Here is a 22,646-nt window from a genome sequence, read left to right on the forward strand (position 1 = left end):
TGATTACTGTTCACCTGTTAAAAATGGTTTAATGTACGGCATAGGATCGACTTTTTCACCATTGATGATCACTTCAAAATGCAAGTGGGCTCCGGTTGATGCACCCGTTGAACCAACTTTTCCAATGACGTCACCAGCTTTTACTTTTGTTCCTACTGGCTTTCCTTTTTCCATCATGTGTGCATATCTTGTCCGCAGACCGTCTCCATGTTTAATTTCCACATACCATCCATACCCTGTTCCCATGTTATTGCTGCTGGATTCGTGGGTCGTACCATTTGCTTCACTAATGACAACTTCCCCGTCCGCAAATGCCGTGATCGGTGTTCCCTGAATGCCATTCGATGCAACATCAATGGCAGCATGAAACGAAGAACAGCCACCACAACTCCGATTACCAAAGCCTGATGTGATGTTTTTAGAGTGTGATGATATCCATGATTTATCGCCAATCACTTCCATGTCTGGTTGGGCAGATGCTTCACAATTCATCGTTAAACCACCCAGGTTTTGGGCAATCTCTTTCGTTGTTGGCACCCAATGTTCATTTAAATTGTTGGGATCGTTAGCTGCACCAACCGGCGCATAAACACTTCCTAATTGTTCAACCGTCACCAAGCCATCGACTTTGATACGGTTATATAATGTTTTGGACATAGACTCCAATCCTTCATACAACGTTGGAAAAGAAAAAAGGCCACTGCCATCCGGATTCATCAAACCACCCGGATTGTTTTTTTGTTGAACCGCATTTGATTTTCCCCACGCTGTTTCATGTAACGCAATGGAAGCAAACAAAACTGGGTCAACGCCCGTTTCTTCTGACAATTGAATAATGGTATCGCCATGCCCTTTTAATGCTCCTGAACGCTTTTGACTTTGAAAAATGTCATTCCATTTTTCCTGATTAATCTCCCCTGTTGCCGAGCATACATAACCGGCAGATGGATTATTTTGTTCCGAATGCTGTTCGTCAACGCTCCCGCCTAACGCACCAATAATCGCAAACATAATACTCATTAAAACTAAACCAATCAGTATAGGAATGATATTCGCTGCCACAAGACCAACAATCCATCCAATCGCTTTTTTCTTACCATTGGCTTTCACGACACCCCAAATATGTTTCATGTATCCTTCTTTCCTTCCATGCCTTCATCAGGGGTTACTAGTTTGTTCACCAGCCATTGATCGTTTTGTTTCACCATTGTCAGATAAAAAAGCTGCGTTCGTTCATTGGTTACACGTCCATTGGATGTCACATGCCATGTGGCAAATGCACCAAATGTCATGTTGTTGGATTGTGACGTATCGGAAGCAAACAATTCAATGGATTCAATTCGCCGTTCAACATTTGCTTCTTTCACCGTTTGAATATCCTGCTTGATGTCCTCTAAAAATGAAGCTGTTACAACCCCTTGCCATTTATCCCAGTCTGAGATTTGAGATAAATAAAGAGCAAGCCCTTGTTTCGCTTGCTCCTTTGCACTGGCGACTGCTTGATCACCAAATTGTTTTTGATAGGCAGTTTCATGTTGATCTTCCGTTTGCTGGTTACCCTTATCTTCTGTATCATTTTGCGTTTCATCTGCAGCATTTGAATCTGTTTTAGTTCCTAATACTTCATCAATTTTTTCTTCCTGAAGTGTTGGTGGTTGTTCTGTTTCCTGCTGTGATTCATCGAATAAATCCTCCGGAGTTTGTTGCTCTTCTGCATCGTTTGCCCATTTCCAAACATACATCGCTATAATTAACAGAGCAACGATGATGAGGAATGTAAACTTGTAAAGAACCCGTTTTTCCATCACAAACCACCCTCAAACAGTTGCAATTCTTCGTCAGATGCTTCAATGGAGAGCATCAAATTACCAACACCACTGATACTCAATAAACATTCCCCTTGTTGTAGTTGTGGTACATGTTCCAATTCACTATCCGTCAGCTGTCCTTCAAAAACGGTTCGCAATGTATCCAATGAGTTGGAATCCTGCTGCATCACAAACTTATATTGGGTCAGTTCAAATAACGTCCGTATTTTGGTAACCGTATCCGTGTCGGAATGGTCAGGTACAAAATCACGGATGGATTGACTTGCCAGGATGAGTCCCCCAAAATACTTCCGTGCTTCACGTGCAAAGTCTGTTAAAAACTTGACCGCCAGCATATTTTCCGAATTGACCAGTCGATGCGCTTCATCAATCATCACAAGAAAACGTGTCGCTTCATCAACATCAAATGATTCATCGTCATACATTTTCTGTTTTTGTGATGATCCAACTTGAATCAAGTTATCCCAAATCAGGTTCAGCGTATTAAACATTTGAGCGTTGAACACACTTTTCTCAAGTCCTGTCAAATTACGAATTGAAAAGAAGATTACTTGTTCATTCGTAATGTCAGGAATCGTTGTATGACCGTTGAATAAATAAGCAAAACTGTTCACCAAATTATCTATCACCAGTTCAATTTTTTCGAGTCGCTTTACCCTTGAGGATGACAATTCTGAACGAATGATGCGCTTCTGGGTATTGTCATAGAGTTGCTCACGGGCAAACATTAAAAAGTCACTGAATATGGGATATGCCTCATTAGCCAGTGACGTAATACCAGTTGTATGAATTCTATCCGAGAAACCAAGTGAATCATAAAAAAGGCGCAGCACCTTCTTAAATTCTTCGATCTCCTCAGAGGAAGGATCACCTGATCGAGATAGGGGGAGGTGACTAACCTCCGTCCCTCTCACACCACCGTACGTACGGTTCCGTATACGGCGGTTCCAAGTTATGTTGAACGCAAAATTTTATATCTTGCGGATATGCTCTTTAACCCTAGGTTCGCCCAGTAGGCGGTGCCTAGGGTTTTGTGTAGTATAGGGCTCTTGGCGATGCGCCAGTAGGCCTTCCTGGAGTTTCCCCATTCGTATGCCTTTTGGGGTGATATCCCAAGGGCAATTAATTTCCTCATTTTGGTTCTCGGGAGCTTCCATTCTTTCCACCGTACCATGCGCAATCTTCGATGCAGCCATGATTCCAAATCTTTCAGTTTGCTTGGCGTATCAATTAATTGATAATACCCGAGCCAACCGACAAGATAGCTGTTAAGTTTGTTAATGCGTTGTTCCATTGCGATTCGTTGTTTTCGTGAAGTTAGTTCCCTGACTCGGGCTTTAAACCGTTTTATTGATTGCTTCGCAATCCTGATCTTTGGCTTCTGCTTATTGCTTGTGAAGCTAAAGCCCAGTAGCTTGCGTTTCCACGGTCTGTCGACCGCACTCTTTTCTCGGTTTACCTTGAGGCGAAGTTTTCTTTCGATGAACTCTGTAATGGATTCCATCACTCGTTCCCCAGCCCGTTTGGATTTCACGAAGATGTGGAAATCATCCGCATACCTAACGAATTTATGACCGCGTTTCTCCAGTTCTTTATCCAGTTCATCCAATACAATATTTGAAAGTAACGGACTTAACGGACCACCTTGAGGAGTCCCTTCTGTGATTGGGCGGACCAATCCATTTTCGAGCACTCCTGCTTGCAGGAAACTTCGGGTAAGACGGAGTAACTCCTTGTCTTTAATTTTATCCGCAAGTTTTGCCATGAGGCGGTCATGGTTCACTTTATCGAAGAATTTCTCCAAGTCCATATCTACAACCCAGCGGTATCCTTCTTTAATATAGGCTCTTGCCTGTTTAACGGCAGTATGTGCCCTTCTATTCGGGCGGAACCCATAGCTGAATTCCGAGAATGTCGGGTCAAACACTGCTGTCAGTTGTTGGGCAATGGCCTGTTGAATGAAACGGTCTGTCACCGTAGGGATACCTAGTTTCCTAATACCTCCGCCCGGTTTCGGGATTTCGACCTGGCGGACTGGTTTCGGCTGATAGGTACCCGACCCTAGGCTGTCAACGATGGCTGTCCAGTTTTCTGTCAAATGCATCCGCAGGTCTTTTGTGGTCATTTGATCAACACCGTGACTGCCTTTATTCTTTTCTACTCGTTTTATTGCCTGTAAAAGATTCGGTCGTGCTAGAATCCGTTCCATCATAGATATATCCTCCTGCGTGAATCAGCGTTCTTCTTGTGCCATCCCATTCTCCGCCCTCTTTAAGTCCCCCACGGGATTCACCGTTTCCTCCTTAAAGTAGGTTGCCATCTTTTCTGCTTCATTGAATGGAATGAACGCCTAGACGTGATTCTCCATAATTGGTTCCGTCCTTCCCTGCTTCCTTAAGTAAAGCAGGTACTATGACTTCTGCTGACGCCTGTTGTTCAACAGCCTTTCACAAAGCTGCTTACCGTGTGGGCACAGCGTATCAACAGGTTCTCCCCGGGTAAGAGTACAAACTTTCCTTCCATGTCCCCGCCTCATCTACTTTGTAATACCTTTGGCAGTATGGGTTTTGTCCTGTTTGGCAGACTCATCCAATATTACCTAGCCTTATATGAGGTTCGTGTCCCTCGGGGCGGAAGTTTGCCGTCGACTTCCTTCAGACATGACGGTCGCCCCCCCATGCCCTTGTCTTGAGCTACAGCTACTACTGCCTTCGCTGTTCGGGACTTTCACCCTATAGTTTGTACCCATGCCGGGCACACCAAAAAAAGGTAGTTAATCCTTCTTGGACCTCCAATAGTGGAAATAAATTTAGTTAATTATTTATGACATACATGTCATTCTAAAAATTTCTTCCTCCACGCTCAAAATTTTACCAAGTGTGCATATTTATGGTTAGTTGGTGAAATCTAATAATAATCGTCATAAAAAACTTTTTAGGAGGAATATCATTTTGAATAATGATCCGATGAAAGATATTAAACAAAAACAATTAGACGAGTATCGTGTTCAGAACATAGGGAAACCATTGACGACCAATCAAGGAAGGACCATTGCAAATGACAAGGAATTATTAAAAGCAGGCGAACGTGGACCGACGTTACATGAGGATTGGCAGTACTTTGAAAAAATCACTCATTTTGTTCATGAAGAGGAACCTGAAAGGGTGGTCCATGCCCGAGGGTACAGTGCCCATGGGGAGTTTGAATGCTACAATTCAATGAAGCATGTAACAAGAGCAAATTTTTTACAAGAACCTGGGAAAAAGACCCCTCTAACCATTCGATTTTCAACCGTCCAAGGGCCAAGAGGTTCTTATGATACAGCGAGAGATTTACGTTGTCAGGGTGTTAAGTTATATACGGAGGAGGGAAATTATGATTTGACAACCATTGCTATGCCTGTACTTATTAACTTTGACGCGATGAAATTCCCAGATGCGATGCATGCATACCAATCAAAACAGGATGATGATATTCCAACTGCTACAGGTGCTCACGACAGATTTTGGGATTATGTCGCGAATAACCCTGAAGCGGTTCATATGGTTACTTGGATTATGTCAGACAGAGGGGTTTTAAGAAGTTATCGCCATATGGAATCGTGGTCAATTAATACGTATACTTTTGTGAATGAACAAGGTAAAGCAACTTATGTACGGTTTGTTTGGAAACCTGTTCTTGGTGTTCAATCCTTACTTCAAGAAGAGGCGATCAAAATCGGTGGAATTGATCCTGATTTTCATCGAAAAGATCTCCGGGAGGCAATTCACCGTGGTGCTTATCCAGAATACGAATTAGGAGTTCAGCTTATACCAGTCGAAGATGAGCACAAATATGATATTGACGTCCTTGATCCGACCAAGTTCTGGCCAGAAGAACTGATTCCAGTAGAGATTATTGGTAAGATGACGCTAAATCAAAACATCGAAAATTACCATACAGAATCCGAACAAGTCGCGTTTAATCCCGCCAACGTTGTTCCTGGGATTGACTTTTCCAATGATCCTGTATTGCAAGGCAGGTTAGTTGCGTATCATAGTGCACAACTTTATCGGATTGGGGCAAATTTCCAACAATTGCCGATCAATAAACCGGTTTGTCCATTCCATAATAACCAAAGACGTGGACCTATGCGTTATCGAATCGATGTGGACCATGTGAACTACCATAATAATTCGTTAGCGGATAATACTCCTCATGAAACACCAATCGATGAAGGTGGTTATGAACATTATCCAAAAGAAGTAGGTGGTCGCACAACGCGGAAACCGATTGATTCGGTCAATGATTACTTTTCACAGACACGAATATTCTGGAATAGCTTGACTCCTGTTGAAAAAATGCATACCATTGAAGCATTTAGCTATCAACTCGGTAACGTGATGGACGAATCGGTTCGTCAACAAAATGTGAATTTATTAGCCAATGTCGATGTGGAACTAGCGTCGACAGTTGCAGATAATATTGGTGTTGCTCGTCCAACAGGCAGCCATGTCCCGGTTTCTGGTAGTTACCCATCTTTAAGTCAATTCAACACACCTCCTAGCGCGTATACGAAAAAAGTCGGTGTACTGATTGGCAATGGTTTTAATGATCAGGAAGTAACCGGGGTTCTTAATTTTTTTGACCATCATAAGGTTTTTTACGATATTATTAGTGAAAGGCTTGGATTCGTCACTGGGGCCAACGGAGGTAAAATCAAGGTGAATAAAACGTTCCTGAATTCTAGTCCATATTTAGTTGACTCCGTTTACGTTGTCGGAGGTAATACTCCTAATGAAAAAAGGTTTACGGAAAATGTTTCAGAGTTTGTGAACATGGCCTATAAACTCTACAAGCCTCTTGGTATTGCTACTACTGGTCAGGAAATGATCGCACCAACAGCTTCGGATAACCTAGTAGGTGTCATCATGGCAGCAAATAGTACAAATTTCAAGCAGGATTTTGTGACGGCTATTGCCCAGTCCCGTTTCTGGGATCGGGACAAAGGGACAGGTCCCGCGTCTCAAGGACTGTCAGGAATAACAAAGTAATATTCAAAGATAATGTGAGAATTAAAATAGTTATAATTAGGTTAGAAAGGCAAAACATTCGATATGAAAAGAACCACACATATTAAACATAACTAATATGTGTGGTTCATATTATTACACTCTTCGACTAACGCGCACGATTGCTTTATAAAGGTTTTTTAAATACATAGCTCACTTGGCAACACTTTCGTAGCCATTATCTTTAGCCCATTCATGTACATAGGATAATAGTCTTTCACCATAACCATTTGAACGTTTATTTTTATCAGTGATCAAATCACAAACCCAAACAAAGCGACCATAATAAAGTGTGATCATAGGCTTAAACCCTGTGACTGCAACAATTTCTTCTTGATCATACAAGCCGAATAGTCTATACATATCCCTTTCTTTGGCTCCCTTACCAAATCAAGATAGGTTTTCTCATCAAGATGAGTACGTAATTGATTCCATTACTGAAAAGCTTTGAACCATCTTTGAGTACGACTGTATTCATTCGAACAACCATCCTTTATATTACTTTTTGCCTCTCATATTCTGTTACGCAGTATTCCTTTCACTCAACAAAATGAGCCGTTTCAGAAAGAGTTAACGCTTCCGTTACTGCGCCCGTTCGTATTATATGGTCAGCCGGGCTTTGAACTGGTTGACCTATTTTTTATAGGTTTCATATGCTTGAGGAAGTCGGGGGAGGACGTCTGCGCCCGTGGGACACTGATCCCGTCCGTAATACTGTCCACCCCTTCCTTGTAGAAACATGTTTGAGGCTGGTTGGGACACGATCCCGCATAACAAGCGAAGCTATGACACTACAAGGGCGTGTAAGGGGAGCACCGGCGAATCTATTAAAGGAGTTGTGATCAGTTATGGATCCTGTTATCGGCCTGGATGTCGACAAAGGAGAAAGCCAGGTCCAAACCTTTTTACAACGGAAAAAAACGTATAAGCAAAGCTTTAAATTTGCGCACCATCTACAAGGACTTCACACGTTTTATCAGTTTTATCAGGAAGTGGAACAGGTTGCCGGTCAGCCTCCGGCCGTCATTTTCGAATCTACCGGGCACTATCATGAACCTGTGCTTCAATTTCTCGAGGATCAGGCTATCACGTATTATGTCATCAATCCGGTCGTTTCTTATGAGGCCAAAAAAACGGGTCTGCGTAAAGTGAAAACAGACAAAGTCGATGCGTATCATCTAGGTGAGTTGTACTATAAAGAAGATCTAGAAGCCTTTCAGAAGAAAACCGAGCAATACCTGGATCTGCGTCAATTAACCAGACAGCACAGTGCTTTAACGGATAGCTATGTTGAAATAAAATTGCAGTTCCAAGCTGCAGTCGATCATATTTTTCCGGAATATCATAATGTCTTCAGCGATCTTTGTGGCAAGTTATCGTTGAACACCTTACTGCATTATCCGACTGCTTCGGCTATTTCAAAAAGTCGCTCAACAAACATTAGCCGACGATATGCGTCAATTCGGGGCTAGACGTTCCGACGCATGGTTTTTGGATAAAGCAGCCCAATTAAAGGCTGCGGCAGACCGTAATCCCTTTCAGCATCCCGTCTGTCATGGTCATATTGTCAGCTTACAGATGTATATTCAGATGCTTTTTCAATATCAAGAGCACCTATCCCAATTAAAACGAGAAATAGATGCCCTGGCTCGGTCTTTTGAAGACCATGGATTGATCCAGTCGATTCCCGGGATTGGAGATAAGCTTGCAGCAACAATCATCTCCGAAATTGGGGGAATTGATCAGTTTGAACGGCCTAAGCAACTGGCTGCCTATGCTGGGGTAGACCCAGCAGTCTTCGAATCAGGTAAATATAAGGCTGCCATCAACCGCATCACGAAAAGGGGATCATCAATATTACGTCAGGCCCTTTATACGGCTGTGCAATGCGGCCTGGCCAAAAATCGCAATAAAAAACTGATAGTCTTTTATGATCGCAAAAGAAACGAGGCCAAACCTCACAAGGTTGCTATGATTGCCTGTGCTAATAAACTCATTCACTGGATTCATGCCATATTAAAACGTCAGGAAGTCTTTGTAGATCAATAAGAAACGATTTAAAGTCACAATTTTCAAAACATTATCGATTCAACGGTAAGGCTATTTGGTATGCTTAATTTTAGCATTCCTGTAGAACGTTAATTTTAAGGTTTGAAAAATATAGAGCCCCTCGATAAGATGAATTTACACACAAACAAATTAACTTAGGAGGAAGCTCTACATGAAGTATAAAATGCAGGACAAACAAAATCAACTTATAGAAAGAATATCAGACCAACATCTAGTCGTTGGAGTGGATATTGCACAACAATTCCATGTAGCTCGTGCAGTAAATTATAGAGGTATTGTGATTGGTGATCCTCTCACTTTTGAAAATGATGTGCTAGATTACAAGAATGGATGAACGAATTAAAATATTCAAAAGGTTATAGTACTGAAATTGTGGGAATGGAACCTACCGGACATTATTGGTTAAACTTATCTAAATGGCTGTATGATCAAGGTATCGATGTCGTAACGGTTAACCCTCATCTTGTAAAAAAGAATAAAGAAAATCGAGATAACACGCAATCCAAAAGTGATAAAAAGGATGCTCTCGTAATTGCTGATATGGTGAAGAATGGATATTATTCTTTTTTACATCCAACTTCAGAGGCTTTCGAAAAACTGAGAGTTCTAATGTCTAACCGTGACGTAATCGTGAAACGACTTGTTAGTTCCGTTAACCAAATAAATCGTTGGGTTGATATTATATTCCCTGAACTTCGACAAGTATTTAAAGATGTTAAAGGGAAAAGGTGCAATCGCAACCCTTCGCTTATTCCCTACACCAGCTGAATTACGTTCAATGGAAGCCCAGGATATCGTTAAAGGATGGAGAACACTGACGAAACGACAACCCGGGTTTAAAAAAGCACAAACATTAATTCAATTAGCTAAAGGTTCTGTTGGTGCCACCCAAGCACTTGACGCATATAAACTACACCTAGAACAATTACTTGAAGAATTTGATCTCGCCACAACTCAACTTGAAAAAGTTGAAAAAGAAGCGACTGATTCACTTGAAAAAATTACTTTCGCCAACAAAATACTTGGCATGAAAGGAATTACTGAAATTACACTTAGGGGTATTATAGGTGAAACTGGTGATTTAAGTAAATTTGCACACGGTAATTCTTTATTACGACATGCAGGCAAATTATTATCTCTAAGCGCGGAAGATCTCGCCTAAGGCGTTACTTGTACTTAGCCACAATGAGTCTCGTAATGAACAATCCTGAATTTAAAGAACTTCATGCCCACAATGTCAAAGTAAAAAAGATGAAAAAGATGAAATCTATTATGAAATTGATTGGCAAGTTTGCAAGAATAATAGTAGGAATTGCCCGACGTAATGAACCCTATTGTCCAGTAAAAATACAACCCTTATCGCCTTTAATAGCATAAATTAATTACCTTGAAACTGAACCTATCAAAAAAATTAAAAGTTACTTTTTGAGTGATGGCTTATTCGTAGGATTTCAAAAAAAGCACGGAGTACTGGATGTGTTACACGAAAGGGCACAGACCCATTATTTTAGCAAAACCGGCCTCCACCCCTTGGATAGGCATGACGAAGGAATGAGAGGGCATTAGACCCGTTGAGACATGGGAGGGAAAGCCTCCGAGGGCGGCGTGGAGAATACGTGCCGTATATCTTTTGGAATGTTTGGAGTTTTTAACTCCTCTATTCCCGTATGCCTTCATGTAGCCTTAAACATCATTACTCATTCCAATCATCCGTTATTGTTCTTACAAGTGGTTTGAAATCCTGCGAATAAGCGAGCATTTACGAGTAAATTGAATCTATCTGAGGGAGTGTAACATGTTTTATTGAACTTTTTTAACTTTAAATGTTGACAACTATTAGCTGGTATAGCGGAACAAGCATATATCTAAAATAAAACACTTGTTGCCTAAAGATTATTATTTCAATACAGCCTTGAATGCGTAATTTTCCGGATTCAAATGAATCAAGTTCAGGTTTGAAACAGTTATTTTCCAATGAATTCTCCATGTCATTGGAAGGAATCCGGTGATCAAGCGGCGGACCAGAATCCGTTTCAACGGCTTCCCACTCAATGATGAACAACAATCCAGCCGGATATGGCCCAGATCACTTTCAACATAGTGAATGTTTTCAAGATGCACTTTCGCCGTATTTTCCTTCAGCATCCTCAGCATCTTTGGTTCAATATCCACCGCAAAAACTTCCTGTGCCTGTTTAGCCATGGGAATCGTGAAAAAACCAGTGCCTGCACCAAGGTCGCCAACCGTGTCATTTTTATCTAATTCCAAATACCGGATTATTTCCTCCGGCGGTAATTTTTTTCTGCGATCGACACTCATCAGCTTATCTGCTCTTTCTAGGTTAAAGCGTTTATCCAGTCATTGTTATCTCCTTTCACCCAACACATCTGCAGGAGAATTACCGACTTTTTACAAGCAGGTTTACTGCTTCCTTAATAAGATCTTCCGAACTTTCACCGGATTCCTTCTCCTCACGAATGCACGCTTCCAGATTTCTGCTAACAACCAATGCTGCTGTACGGTCAAGCGCATTTCTGGCAGCAGTCATCTGGTTCACTACATCACGACATTCTTTCCCTTCATCCATCGCTTTCAATAATCCCCTGACTTGACCTTCAATACGTTTAATTCGATTTTTCATCTGATCATCATATTCCATTGGACGGCACCCCTTTTCTCTATTGAATCTGGTATTTGTGTTGTACATAAAACCAGTTTTGTACATTCATTTCCTTTACTTCCATTATACATGATGGGGTATTAAAACTCACACAAAAAGATGAAAATCTTTCGTAATTAGATATTATTTTGTCTTATCTATACAAACAATCAGTCCTTCCTCTATATCAGCTGCAAACTCTTGTAATGAATCATCATGAACCATTTCAATTAATGCTGTTGGCTTTGGCATGCCAATTTTAACCTTGTTTGTTTCAATATCCTGGTACACAACTATTTTACATGGGAGAAAATAACCTATAAGCTGATTTTCAGATAATACATTATTCGCCTCTTTTGGATTACAAACTTCCAAAACCTGATAAGCTTGTTCAAAATCAAACCCTTTATTGTTTAACGTTTCTTTAACATCAAATTGCCAAAGCACACCGAATTTTTCTTCCTTTAGGTTTTCCTCCAGTGCATGAATCGCTTCCTCCAGTGATTTTTCCGTTTCAACTGTATAATGAAACATAACCTTAAACAACTCCCTTTTTATAAAAAGTTACCTGCCATAAACAGATAAAATTATATTTGGTAATTTCCATCCAACGTTTAATACTAACCCATACGACGGAATGTTAAACATCTCCATGTTAATATACCTGTTAAACTCCTTCATCATCAATCATCATACCCAGGCATTCATTCCGCCTTTAACATTAGATACTTTTTCAAAACCTTGTTTCTTAAGCATTTTGGCTGCCTTTGCGCTTCGCATACCGCTTTGACAAATAACGACTACTTCTTTATTTTTATCCAATTCTCCGGTACGTTTTGATAAATGGGCTAATGGTACATTTGCAAATTTCTTCTGATGATTGGCTTTATACTCACCCGGTGTTCTTACATCAACGAACTGTACATCTTTTTCCGCAAACTTATCTTTTGCTTCTTTTGCGGTTATATTCGAAACTCCTTTTGTCGAAAGAAAAAAGTTCACCACAAATGCAATTATAATAATGAAAAAAATCCATTGTAAAATTTCCATCCAACTCCCTCCTAGTCCATTAGGTAACTGGTTATCCTAGAAAAAATCCGACCATATTTTAACAGCTGTTGCCAGAATCAGAACTGAAAGAATGCCTTGTAATACTCTCGTATTTACTCGCTTACCGGCATTTGCACCAAGCGGAGATGCAATCAGACTAGCAATAATCATGATCACAGCCGGAATAAGTAATACCTGACCGGTCATTATTTTACCTGCCGTTGAACCAACGGCTGAAAGAAATGTAATGGCAAGTGAAGATGCAATCGTCACACGTGTCGGTATCTTCAGCACAAGCAGCATAATTGGAACCAATAAAAATGCGCCTGCCGCACCTACAATTCCGGCCCCAATACCGGTTACAAATGCAAAAAATGCAGCAAGCCACTTGTTGAATGTAACTTGGTCAAGCGGGGGATCGTCGATCCCTTTTTTAGGAACAAACATCATAACGGCTGCGATAGTAGCCATTACACCATACACAAAATTGATGCCGCCATCCGTCATGAACTGGGAACCATAACCACCAATAAAACTTCCAAGCATGATACTTATCCCCATATAAATAATCAGTGTTTTATTTAGGTATCCACCTTTCCGGTATGCCCATACCCCGCCAATTGTGGCAAACAAAACCTGAACGGCACTAATGCCGGAAACTTCATGCGCTGTAAACGCTGATAGTCCTAATAAAGGCGGAATGTATAGCAGCATCGGATATTTAACAATGGAACCGCCGATACCAACCATCCCGGATAGGAATGAACCACCAAATCCAATTAAAAACAGGACTAATATGAACATTAAACTGTATTCCATAGCCATACTCCTTTCATAAAAAGAAGAAACCCCTGAATAAGGGGCCCCTCGTTAGGCTTTCTTAATCCAGAACTTCAGTACGTCATTTTCTTCAGTCTGATCCACCAGCTCGTGACCACCTGAATTAGTCCAAGCTGTTAAATCACTTTTTGCACCTTTGTCTGTCGCATGAACCTCCAGAATTTCACCCGATTCAATGTCTTCGATTGCCTTTTTCGTTTTTACTACCGGCATAGGACATGCCATTCCTTTTGCATCTAATACTTTTACTGCTTCCATCATAAGTTCCTCCTTGTAATTTTTTAATCACCGTGCTGTTTCTGGACCCATCCATTCAGTTAAATGTATTAACCGTGTACTGCACAGCGATTCGGGCCAATCTCCATTTCGCGCTGTTTTTCAGCTTCCGGGTTCATTTTACCCATATTGGTCTGACGAATATTATCGTGCTCGTTTGGCTGCGGCGGCAGGTTCTCCGTTACCATTTTCCGGAACTCCTGTGCATCTTCCACCTGCAGACCTGAATTACGCTGATACAAATCACCAAGCCGTGCCTTGACACTTCCGTCATTTCCAAGTTCATCCACAAATGAATAGTGAGCGGGCAATACAATCAGATCGTCAGATAGTTCTTTATAACGGCTGTATAACGTTTCCCGCAAATCTCCGACCCAATCTTCAGCCTTTCCAGCCAAATCAGGGCGGCCAATCGATTTCACAAATAGAATATCTCCGGTCAGCAGGTATTTGTTATCAATAATCAACGATGTGCTTCCAATTGTGTGCCCCGGTGAATAGATCGGCTGTACCTGAATAGTTGTGTTTCCGACAGTAATATCTGTTCCTTCTTCCAATAATGCATAATCAAATGTTACTTCTTCCGCATCTTTATCCGGTAAATGATACGTGCCTCCGGTATTTTCAGCGAGTTGACGTCCACCCGAAATATGGTCAGCGTGAAGATGCGTATCAATCGTATGCTCAATCGATACACCTTTTTCTTCAGCAAAACGTTCATAAATACCTGTCATACGATTAGCATCAACAACCGCTGCTTTTTTGTCGGAAACAACCATATATGACAAGCAGCCTTTTCCAAGACGTACAAACTGGTATAGACTTCCGCCGTCATTCAAATCTGCTATTTTGATGGGCTCCAAATGTTCACTCCAGGCTTTCATGCCGCCTTCCAGGTCATAAGCATGTGTAAAACCTTCTTCTTCCAAAAGGTCTCTCACCATTTTCGATGAGCCCCCTTTGGCACAAACCACAATTACTTCCTGATTTTTACTAATTTTATCTGCTATAGCGTCAACGCCATCGAGCAGGTTGAAATAAGGTTCATTGATTATTTCAACGCTGTCCCCTTCGATCTTCCAATCATCAAACTCATCCGTATTCCGAACATCCAGGATGAGAGTCTCCTCACGGTTGACAACTCGTTTTGCAAGTTCATCAGTCGTAATACTTTTTATCATACAATTAGCCTCCTACTGTTTAAAATGTCAGTGAAATATCGGCATCTTTGGCAAATTCAATGAATGAAGTTGCCCCACCGACTTCAATTCCTTTCACAAAATCGTCTTTTTCCAGATTCATAACATCCATTGTCATTTGACATCCAATCATTTTGACACCCATTTCCTGAGCCATTTCCAACAACTCACTGATGGATGGAACGTTCGTTTTTTCAAAGCCTTCTTTGAAGTGCTCTTTCCCTTCCGGCATCGCCAGGTTTTTGTGAGCCTCCTTATGAATCAAGTTGAGTCCTTCAAATGTGAAGAATATCCCTACCTCTTTATCCGATGCGGCGGCTGCTGTCGCAATGTTAAATACTTTATAGGCATCGAACATACCACCATTTGCTGCTATTATTGCTACGCGTGTGTTATTGTTTTCCATTGTTTATTCCTCCCTCAATTATTTTGTGGATTTTTCCGTTGGGCCATCCCATTCAGCCATGCCCGGCACCACATTTTTTACGATTTTGAAACCTTTTTGTGACAGCTTTTGGGCTGCAAGGTCGCTTCGGCTCCCCGTACGGCAAATAACATGAATCTCTTTGTCAGTATTTATTTCATCCATTCGGTTTTCCAATTCCCCAAGCGGAACATTGATTGCGCCCGGAATATGATTAAATGCATATTCTGCTTGTTCACGAACATCAAGAATCGTTACATCTTCAAGTCCATCAACTTTATTCCGCAACACCTGTAAACCAATCACATCATCATAGTTTGCTTCATTTTTTACTTCATCATCACTTGCTCTACGCAAATAATGCTTCAGCACGTCACCCTCTTCAATAGTGCCCAGGTACTGATGACCTGTACTTTCCGCCCAAGCCTTAATATCGGCTGTGGATCCTTTATCGGTTGCCTGAACTTCCATTACCTGCCCAGGATCCAAATCAGAAATAGCCTTTTTTGTTTTGACAATTGGCATTGGACAAGCAAGCCCCTTTGCATCCACTGTTTCATTTGCTTTAATTCCCATGAATCAATGCCTCCTTTATTTTATTTCTCCACTTTCTCTGTCCAGGCGAGCATACCGCCATCAACATTTGTTACATCAAATTCCTGGTTCAAAAGAAATTCACATGCTTTACTACTACGGCCACCCGAACGGCAAACCATATAATAGTGTTTGTTTTTATCTAGTTCATTGATTCGATCCGAAATCTCACCAAGAGGAATGTGTTTCGCACCCGGTATTTTCCCTTGTGCCACCTCATCATCCTCGCGTACATCAATAACATTTACATCACTTTTGTTTTTGATTCTTTCTTCCAGTTCGTTCGTCTTTACTGATTTCAATTGAATTTACCTCCTTGATAGTCTTATTTAACAGATCCTTAAATCAAATCTTCCTTACCAATATGGGTAAGGGTATTAAATTATTTTAAATAAATAGGCTGATATTGCCTTCTTCTGCTTCTCCAACATAAGCAGCCACACCACCGTATTCAATTTCATCCATAAGTTCTTCTTTTTGAAGACCGAGCAAATCCATTGTCATGGTACACGCAATCAGTTTAACATCCTGTTCCTGAGCCATATCCACCAATTGGGGAAGAGGCATAGCATTGTGCTTTTTCATAACACGTTTAATCATTTTTGGTCCCATTCCCAAATAATTCATTTTGGATATGCCCATTTTATCTGTACCACGCGGCATGAGTTTTCCAAACATTTTTTCGAGAAAATTCTTTTTTACCGGAACCTGACTATCTTTCCGGAGCGCATTTAATCCCCAGAATGTGTGAAATATAGTCACCTCATGGTCATAGGCTGCCGCGCCATTTGCGATAATATATGCAGCCATTGCTTTATCATAATCACCACTGAACAAAACAATTGTTGTTTTCTTTTTATCCTGCATCAATTACTTATTCAACTCCTTTTATTTACACTCATACATGTATAGGTATTAAATATTGCTAAATAATAGGGTTCGCTCTTTTGCTGAACCCCTTTAAAAACATTACATAACTCACCATATACCCTGATGGGTATTTTGTCAAGCGCATATTCAATTTTTTTTGATAACCAATGCTACTTGATTTTTGCACCTTTGCTTTCTTCCGTTGATGTCAGATTAACCGCTAATATTTCCACATCCTTATTTTTATAGAGCTTTTGAAAATCAGGTATTTCTGCTCTGCAAGGGGGACACCATGTAACCCAAAAATTGACAATAACACGTTCACCCCGGTAATCTGACAAGCGCACTGTTTTTCCTTCGAGCGTCTTTAAATTAAAGTCCGGAGCAATTTGTCCTACTGAAATCCCCACCTCATCCATCCCTTTGACATCATCCTTATCATCGGGAGGCGGTGATGAGGTCATTTTGCCTCCACTTGAACCGATTTTTTCTTATGATTCATAGTAAAGTGTGAATATGAAAACTTGATGAAAATACCTTTTTAATTTTTAATAGAACGGTGCTCCAACTTATTTGTAAAAACGTTAAGTTTTAAGAAAAAAGCCAGGCAACGACTGGATCTCCCCCGGACGATACCTGACTATTAATGACAGACAACCATTTTTTTGGATTAAACTTCTGGCAGCATTCTCAACTTTGCACGGCTTATAAAACTGATTTAATCTTCCTCAGCGGCCATTGCCTCTGCTTTTGTACGATGAACAGTGCCAAACGGATGTTCAGGCGGGGCATAGATTGTGTAAAGTTTAAGCTGCGTACGACCCGTATTAATCAGATTGTGCCATACTCCGGCAGGTACCATGATTGCATAATCATCAAAAACTCTATCCTGAAAATATAAATTATCTTTCCTATCTCCCATTTGAACGACTCCTTGCCCTGCCTCAACACGTAAAAATTGATCCACATCAGGGTGTACTTCTAAACCTATATCTTCCCCAACTCCAATACTCATCAATGTAACCTGCAAGTTATCTCCTGTCCATATGGCTGTACGAAAAGTATTGTTTTGCTTGGCAGCCTGATCTATATTCAGAACAAATGGCTCTTTTCCATGATCTTGCATCAAGGGACCCGTAAAGCTGCGGGGGTCTGCGTATGGCCAATGTTGGTTTGCATAAAATTCATTTGCTGCACCCCAGTTAAACGGTACCCTGCCACAATTACAAATTGGCGAGTAGGAATAAGGATATTCATACTGAGACATAGTTTTCAATCCTTTCTTGTGATTACATATACAAAATCATCATATGTCCCAAGTTTGTTTTCAGTTACTTTTGAATCGCTTTTGAAAAAACACTATTGTTCCAGCCTCTCGTGTGTTCCTGCAACCATTCAATGAACCATCAACGGGGTATAAAGGTTTCCAAAGCATGCACTTGTACGTTTAACAGTTCTTCCTTTTGCTGCTTGGACTGCTTATGATAAGGCACTTCCGGCGGGAATGTCAGACTACCGAGAAGAATACCGCCTATTTGCCTTGCAAGAAGGTTTGTGTCAGGTTTATTTTCAAATCCAGCAAAGTGTATATCCAATCCTTTTTTGAGTCCGTTAAAAATAATAACGGGAAAATTAATTTCGTCGGCTAAAAGCCCCATAAAACTTTCGGCGAGCAGTGTCTTTGCAAGCATATGGTTTTTTGACAAAGCTGTAAATCGGTCATCCAGAATGCGTTTGAAAAATTCCGTTGTTCCCGGTTCTTCCGCGAACTTCATGACTTTGGCATGAAATTCATTTTCGAGTGCTTTTTTCACCACAATCTCAAAAAGGTTCTGCTTTGTGGAAAATTTGCGGTAAAGTGTTACCTCGGCCACTTCGGCTTCCTTTGCGATTTCCTGAGTGGTGGACTGTAGGAACCCTTTTGAAATGAACACCTTGATTGCCGCATTCAAAATTTGATCCGTTTTATCTCGCATACCTATTTCACCCCGTTACAATTTCTGTTCCCTCATCACTTTTTGTACGCACAAACCGGTCAAAAATTACCAATATTGCGGGCAGGACAATGATCGTACTCAAAAGGGCAAAGGAAATATTCACTAATGTCATCATACCAAAATTGCTTAAAATCACGAAATCAGATATAAGCAAAGCACTGAATCCGCCAATTGTTATGAAGGCTGAAGCAAATATAGCTTTACCTATTTTTTCGTTGGCTGTTATAATTGCTTCCTGTCTTTTTGAACCTTTTTGACGTTCCTCGTAAAACCGCTCCATTACCAGGATCGTAAATTCTGTTCCAATACCGATAATCAGCGCGCCGAGTGTTGCTGTTAAGGGAGTATAATCAATTGTAAGTGAAACAGTTGTAATTAAAGAACTAATCTGATTAAGTAAATCTTCGCGGAACCTGCCGCCGCTCCGGTGCTATTTCCTGACTTTCTAGCTCACTCATAAACGCCCGGGGATTCCCCCTCTAAAGCATTGAAAAACCCTTCTTCTTGTTAAGTGTCAATAAAGTTATTTAATTTTTAATACCAAAACAGTATAACCCCGTCCTCATAATAAGACGGGGTAAAAACAAAGTGTTTAACTTCTAATGTGGATCACTTCATTGTGTCTAAAAATATAACAATAAAGTCGTTTAAAATATGGGTGCTTTGTTCAACAATCCCGCCCGTTACAGAGAAGGTTTGTTCAATGACTGTTTGTTTCATGAACTTAACCCTTGTTCTTTGCGATTTGGCTTCGATCCGGTGCTTGAGGACGGTTAGAAATGTACCAAAATAAACTATATGAGGAGGACATGAATCATGTACTGTCAAAAATTCAAAACGAAATCTGGACAAGTTAGATGGGAGTGTATTGCTGATGGAGAACGTGATTCTGCAACCGGAAGCCGCAAACAAATCAAACGACGAGCAAAGACACAACGAGAAGCTAAAGAACGTGTACAAAAAGCCGTCCGCTCAACCCAAGAAGATAAAATCGATGAGAACTCAGGAAAACGCATCACATTTGATCAAGTTGCATCTGCTTGGTTAGAAGTATACAAACAAACAGGTGTTAAAAGAAGCACTTTGCGAATCCGTGAAAAAGAAGTCGCTATACTAAACCGTTATATGGCAAAAAGCCCAATTGGAAAGATTACGTACTCCATGTATCAAAAATTCATTAATGACATTTCGCCAAATTATGCTCGGACTACTGTTCAAGGAGTGAACACATCAGGGCATGATATTTCAGCGTGCGATAAAGGACAAGCTTATCAAGGAAAGACCAAATCGCGATGTAATTATACCTAAAAAAAGAAAAACAGTTGAAGAAATTGAGATGGTACCTATTGAACAAAAATATTTAACGAACGAAGAATTGAACGAGTTTCTTAATGCTACTTTAAACCATGGACAGGAATTAGATATTGAACGGTTCTATCTGTTAGCTTTTTCGGGTATGCGCTCCGGAGAGTTATGTGCATTAAAATGGTCTGACATTAACTTTAAGACTAATACTGTTCGAATTACAAAAACACTCTATAACGAAGATAACAACATGCGCAAATATGAATTAACACCTCCAAAAACAAATGGGTCGATAAGATCGATTGAAGTGGATTCTGAAATTATGCAGCTTATTAAATCACATCACAAACGTCAGAAAAAGATCAAAATGAAATATCGTAATGAAGTGGAACATGACGGTAATTTCGTTTTTTGCCGAGCGAATGGATATCCTTATATACAAAAGAATATAGTGACAAGGATGGCTAGGCTGATGGAATATACAAACATTGAAAAAAAGGCGACACCCCATATCTTCAGACACACCCATATAAGCATGATGGCTGAAGCTGGTATTGACCTTGCAACGGTTATGGAAAGGGTAGGACACGATGACCCACAAACGACTTTAAAGATCTATACACATGTAACCAAAAAAATGAAAAAGGACGCTTCCGCAAAAGTTAGCAACTTATACGAAAACGCCCTATCCAAAATAAATTTTAATTAAATGTTACTTTCTTGTGACATTTTCATGTTTCAGAGGTCTATAAATCTCTTATAAACACTGTCATGTAAAAGTTTACGGGCGATGATTTACATCATGCCGCCCATTCCACCCATACCGCCCATATCAGGCATTCCGCCGCCGGCAGCGCCGCCATCTTCTTCAGGCTGGTCTGCTACTACAGCTTCAGTAGTTAGGAACATTGCTGCTACAGATGCTGCATTTTGCAATGCGGAACGAGTAACTTTTGTAGGGTCAACGATACCAGCGTCAACCATGTTTTCCCATTCGCCTGTTGCAGCATTATAGCCAATGCCTACTTTTTCACCTTTTAGGTGCTCAATGATGATGGATCCTTCAAGACCTGCATTGTGAACGATTTGACGTACAGGCTCTTCTAATGCGCGAAGAACGATTTTTGCGCCTGTTGCTTCGTCATCTGTCAGGTTCAACTCGCCAACTTTTGTAAGTACATTTACAAGGGCTGTACCACCACCTGCAACAATACCCTCTTCTACCGCAGCACGTGTAGAGTTCAATGCGTCTTCAATGCGCAGTTTACGCTCTTTTAATTCTGTTTCTGTAGCGGCACCGACTTTGATTACTGCTACACCGCCAGCTAATTTAGCAAGGCGCTCTTGTAATTTCTCTTTATCAAATTCAGAAGTAGATTCTTCTGATTGTGCACGAAGTTGTGTCACACGGGAAGAAATTGCTTCTGGATTTCCGGAACCTTCCACGATTGTTGTGTTTTCTTTTGTTACAACAACTTTAGATGCGCGACCTAATTGTTCCATTGTTGTGCTCTTCAGATCCAATCCAAGATCTTCTGTGATTACTTCAGCACCGGTCAGGATACCGATATCTTCTAACATTGCTTTACGACGGTCACCGAATCCTGGTGCTTTAACTGCTACAGCGTTAAATGTACCGCGAAGCTTGTTCACAACTAATGTTGCAAGTGCTTCCCCTTCAACATCTTCAGCAATTAAAAGAAGCGGTTTACCTTGTTGTACAACTTGCTCAAGTACTGGCAATACTTCCTGAATGTTACCGATTTTTTTATCAGTAATTAAAATATACGGATCTTCCAGAATTGCTTCCATTTTGTCCTGGTCTGTAACCATGTATGGTGAAGCATATCCACGATCAAACTGCATCCCTTCAACCACTTCTAATTCAGTGTTGAAACCTTTTGATTCTTCGATTGTAATAACACCGTCATTACCAACGCGTTCCATTGCCTCAGAGATCAGGGTACCGACTTCATCATCACCAGAAGAAACGGATGCGACTTGAGCGATGGATTCTTTGCTTTCAATCGGATTGGAGATAGCTCTTAATTCTTTTACAGCTACTTCTACTGCTTGTTCAATTCCACGGCGGATGCCTACAGGATTTGCACCGGAAGTAACGTTTTTCAACCCTTCACGGATCATTGCCTGTGCAAGAACAGTTGCAGTTGTTGTACCATCACCAGCAACATCATTTGTTTTTGATGCAACTTCGGATACAAGCTGTGCACCCATGTTTTCAAAAGCATCTTCCAGTTCGATTTCTTTTGCAATAGTAACACCATCATTTGTAATTAACGGTGAACCGAATTTTTTATCCAAAACAACGTTGCGGCCTTTTGGTCCTAACGTTACTTTTACTGCATCTGCCAATGTATCTACACCACGTAGCATCGCGCGGCGTGCGTCTTCACTAAACTTAAGATCTTTAGCCATATTTATGAGTCCTCCTTAAAGTCATTATTAAGTATTTTATTATCTG

At 40.7% G+C, this 22,646-nt stretch carries 23 protein-coding genes and 3 pseudogenes; 5 read left to right on the forward strand and 21 right to left on the reverse strand.

What is annotated here, in order from left to right; translation table 11 throughout:
* Window positions 1–3: 3 nt before the first annotated feature.
* From ACZ427_RS14360 to ltrA, 4 genes are all read right to left on the reverse strand, one after another.
* Window positions 4–1,131 carry a M23 family metallopeptidase gene (locus tag ACZ427_RS14360; RefSeq protein ID WP_461176666.1) on the reverse strand — a complete coding sequence of 376 codons (1,128 nt, stop codon included), beginning with the start codon at window positions 1,129–1,131 and terminating at the stop codon, window positions 4–6.
* Window positions 1,128–1,805 carry a hypothetical protein gene (locus ACZ427_RS14365; protein ID WP_461176667.1) on the reverse strand — a complete coding sequence of 226 codons (678 nt, stop codon included), beginning with the start codon at window positions 1,803–1,805 and terminating at the stop codon, window positions 1,128–1,130. Before ACZ427_RS14365 ends, ACZ427_RS14360 begins: the two co-directional genes overlap by 4 nt.
* A complete protein-coding gene (locus ACZ427_RS14370; RefSeq protein ID WP_464883450.1) occupies window positions 1,805–2,662 on the reverse strand; it encodes a hypothetical protein in 858 nt (285 codons plus the stop codon). Before ACZ427_RS14370 ends, ACZ427_RS14365 begins: the two co-directional genes overlap by 1 nt.
* Before the next feature lie 119 nt (window positions 2,663–2,781).
* Entirely contained in the window at window positions 2,782–4,041 is a 1,260-nt protein-coding gene (gene ltrA, locus ACZ427_RS14375) for a group II intron reverse transcriptase/maturase (protein WP_464883451.1), read from the reverse strand.
* A 754-nt stretch (window positions 4,042–4,795) separates the two neighbouring features.
* On the opposite strand from ltrA, the gene ACZ427_RS14380 reads away from it, so the two are divergent.
* Window positions 4,796–6,862, forward strand: coding sequence for a catalase (locus ACZ427_RS14380; protein ID WP_461177101.1), 2,067 nt, complete (start codon window positions 4,796–4,798; stop codon window positions 6,860–6,862).
* A gap of 171 nt (window positions 6,863–7,033) precedes the next feature.
* Here the strand turns inward: ACZ427_RS14380 and ACZ427_RS14385 are convergent, their stop codons facing one another.
* Complete coding sequence (locus tag ACZ427_RS14385; RefSeq protein ID WP_461177098.1) at window positions 7,034–7,225, reverse strand: GNAT family N-acetyltransferase; 192 nt, start codon at window positions 7,223–7,225, stop codon at window positions 7,034–7,036.
* A 503-nt stretch (window positions 7,226–7,728) separates the two neighbouring features.
* On the opposite strand from ACZ427_RS14385, the pseudogene ACZ427_RS14390 reads away from it, so the two are divergent.
* Both ACZ427_RS14390 and ACZ427_RS14395 read left to right on the forward strand, forming a co-directional pair.
* Window positions 7,729–8,929: pseudogene (locus ACZ427_RS14390) on the forward strand (IS110 family RNA-guided transposase).
* A 172-nt stretch (window positions 8,930–9,101) separates the two neighbouring features.
* Window positions 9,102–10,327, forward strand: a pseudogene (locus tag ACZ427_RS14395) (IS110 family RNA-guided transposase).
* 519 nt (window positions 10,328–10,846) lie between these two features.
* Here ACZ427_RS14395 and ACZ427_RS14400 read toward each other — a convergent pair.
* The 15 genes and pseudogenes from ACZ427_RS14400 to ACZ427_RS14470 all read right to left on the reverse strand — a co-directional run bounded on the left by ACZ427_RS14400 (window position 10,847) and on the right by ACZ427_RS14470 (window position 19,139).
* Complete coding sequence (locus ACZ427_RS14400) at window positions 10,847–11,269, reverse strand: methyltransferase domain-containing protein (protein ID WP_461177097.1); 423 nt, start codon at window positions 11,267–11,269, stop codon at window positions 10,847–10,849.
* Between the two features lie 79 nt (window positions 11,270–11,348).
* Window positions 11,349–11,609 carry a metal-sensitive transcriptional regulator gene (locus ACZ427_RS14405; RefSeq protein WP_461177096.1) on the reverse strand — a complete coding sequence of 87 codons (261 nt, stop codon included), beginning with the start codon at window positions 11,607–11,609 and terminating at the stop codon, window positions 11,349–11,351.
* 144 nt (window positions 11,610–11,753) lie between these two features.
* Window positions 11,754–12,143, reverse strand: a complete 390-nt coding sequence (locus ACZ427_RS14410) for a DUF302 domain-containing protein (RefSeq protein ID WP_461177095.1) — start codon at window positions 12,141–12,143, stop codon at window positions 11,754–11,756.
* Between the two features lie 156 nt (window positions 12,144–12,299).
* The gene (locus tag ACZ427_RS14415) at window positions 12,300–12,659 is read right to left on the reverse strand and encodes a rhodanese-like domain-containing protein (protein WP_461177094.1); all 360 of its coding nucleotides are present in this window, start codon (window positions 12,657–12,659) and stop codon (window positions 12,300–12,302) included.
* Between the two features lie 36 nt (window positions 12,660–12,695).
* On the reverse strand, window positions 12,696–13,478 hold the full coding sequence (locus ACZ427_RS14420; RefSeq protein ID WP_461177093.1) for a sulfite exporter TauE/SafE family protein: 783 nt from the start codon (window positions 13,476–13,478) through the stop codon (window positions 12,696–12,698).
* Window positions 13,479–13,529: 51 nt separating this feature from the next.
* Window positions 13,530–13,757: a sulfurtransferase TusA family protein gene (locus ACZ427_RS14425; RefSeq protein WP_174616279.1), complete on the reverse strand. Its 228-nt coding sequence runs from the start codon at window positions 13,755–13,757 to the stop codon at window positions 13,530–13,532.
* A gap of 68 nt (window positions 13,758–13,825) precedes the next feature.
* Entirely contained in the window at window positions 13,826–14,956 is a 1,131-nt protein-coding gene (locus ACZ427_RS14430) for an MBL fold metallo-hydrolase (protein WP_461177092.1), read from the reverse strand.
* A gap of 19 nt (window positions 14,957–14,975) precedes the next feature.
* Window positions 14,976–15,380 carry a DsrE/DsrF/DrsH-like family protein gene (locus ACZ427_RS14435; protein ID WP_461177091.1) on the reverse strand — a complete coding sequence of 135 codons (405 nt, stop codon included), beginning with the start codon at window positions 15,378–15,380 and terminating at the stop codon, window positions 14,976–14,978.
* 18 nt (window positions 15,381–15,398) lie between these two features.
* Window positions 15,399–15,974, reverse strand: a complete 576-nt coding sequence (locus ACZ427_RS14440; protein WP_461177090.1) for a sulfurtransferase TusA family protein — start codon at window positions 15,972–15,974, stop codon at window positions 15,399–15,401.
* A 20-nt stretch (window positions 15,975–15,994) separates the two neighbouring features.
* Window positions 15,995–16,294 (reverse strand): rhodanese-like domain-containing protein, encoded by a 300-nt coding sequence (locus ACZ427_RS14445; RefSeq protein ID WP_461177089.1) that lies wholly within the window; start codon window positions 16,292–16,294, stop codon window positions 15,995–15,997.
* 85 nt (window positions 16,295–16,379) lie between these two features.
* Window positions 16,380–16,859 carry a DsrE/DsrF/DrsH-like family protein gene (locus ACZ427_RS14450; protein ID WP_461177100.1) on the reverse strand — a complete coding sequence of 160 codons (480 nt, stop codon included), beginning with the start codon at window positions 16,857–16,859 and terminating at the stop codon, window positions 16,380–16,382.
* 191 nt (window positions 16,860–17,050) lie between these two features.
* Window positions 17,051–17,347: pseudogene (locus ACZ427_RS14455) on the reverse strand (peroxiredoxin family protein); the annotation flags it as partial.
* Between the two features lie 233 nt (window positions 17,348–17,580).
* On the reverse strand, window positions 17,581–18,129 hold the full coding sequence (locus ACZ427_RS14460) for a cupin domain-containing protein (protein WP_461177088.1): 549 nt from the start codon (window positions 18,127–18,129) through the stop codon (window positions 17,581–17,583).
* Between the two features lie 139 nt (window positions 18,130–18,268).
* Window positions 18,269–18,838, reverse strand: coding sequence for a TetR/AcrR family transcriptional regulator (locus ACZ427_RS14465; RefSeq protein ID WP_461177087.1), 570 nt, complete (start codon window positions 18,836–18,838; stop codon window positions 18,269–18,271).
* Window positions 18,839–18,845: 7 nt separating this feature from the next.
* A complete protein-coding gene (locus ACZ427_RS14470; protein WP_464883452.1) occupies window positions 18,846–19,139 on the reverse strand; it encodes an MMPL family transporter in 294 nt (97 codons plus the stop codon).
* A 536-nt stretch (window positions 19,140–19,675) separates the two neighbouring features.
* Between ACZ427_RS14470 and ACZ427_RS14475 the strand changes: the two genes are divergently transcribed.
* Together ACZ427_RS14475 and ACZ427_RS14480 are read left to right on the forward strand one after the other, a co-directional pair.
* Complete coding sequence (locus ACZ427_RS14475; protein ID WP_461177086.1) at window positions 19,676–20,167, forward strand: tyrosine-type recombinase/integrase; 492 nt, start codon at window positions 19,676–19,678, stop codon at window positions 20,165–20,167.
* Complete coding sequence (locus ACZ427_RS14480) at window positions 20,097–20,873, forward strand: tyrosine-type recombinase/integrase (RefSeq protein WP_461177085.1); 777 nt, start codon at window positions 20,097–20,099, stop codon at window positions 20,871–20,873. Before ACZ427_RS14475 ends, ACZ427_RS14480 begins: the two co-directional genes overlap by 71 nt.
* Window positions 20,874–20,959: 86 nt before the next feature.
* Here the strand turns inward: ACZ427_RS14480 and groL are convergent, their stop codons facing one another.
* Entirely contained in the window at window positions 20,960–22,600 is a 1,641-nt protein-coding gene (groL, locus tag ACZ427_RS14485; protein WP_461177084.1) for a chaperonin GroEL, read from the reverse strand.
* Window positions 22,601–22,646: the final 46 nt, after the last annotated feature.

The sequence above is a fragment of the Virgibacillus ainsalahensis genome (genome assembly GCF_055380755.1).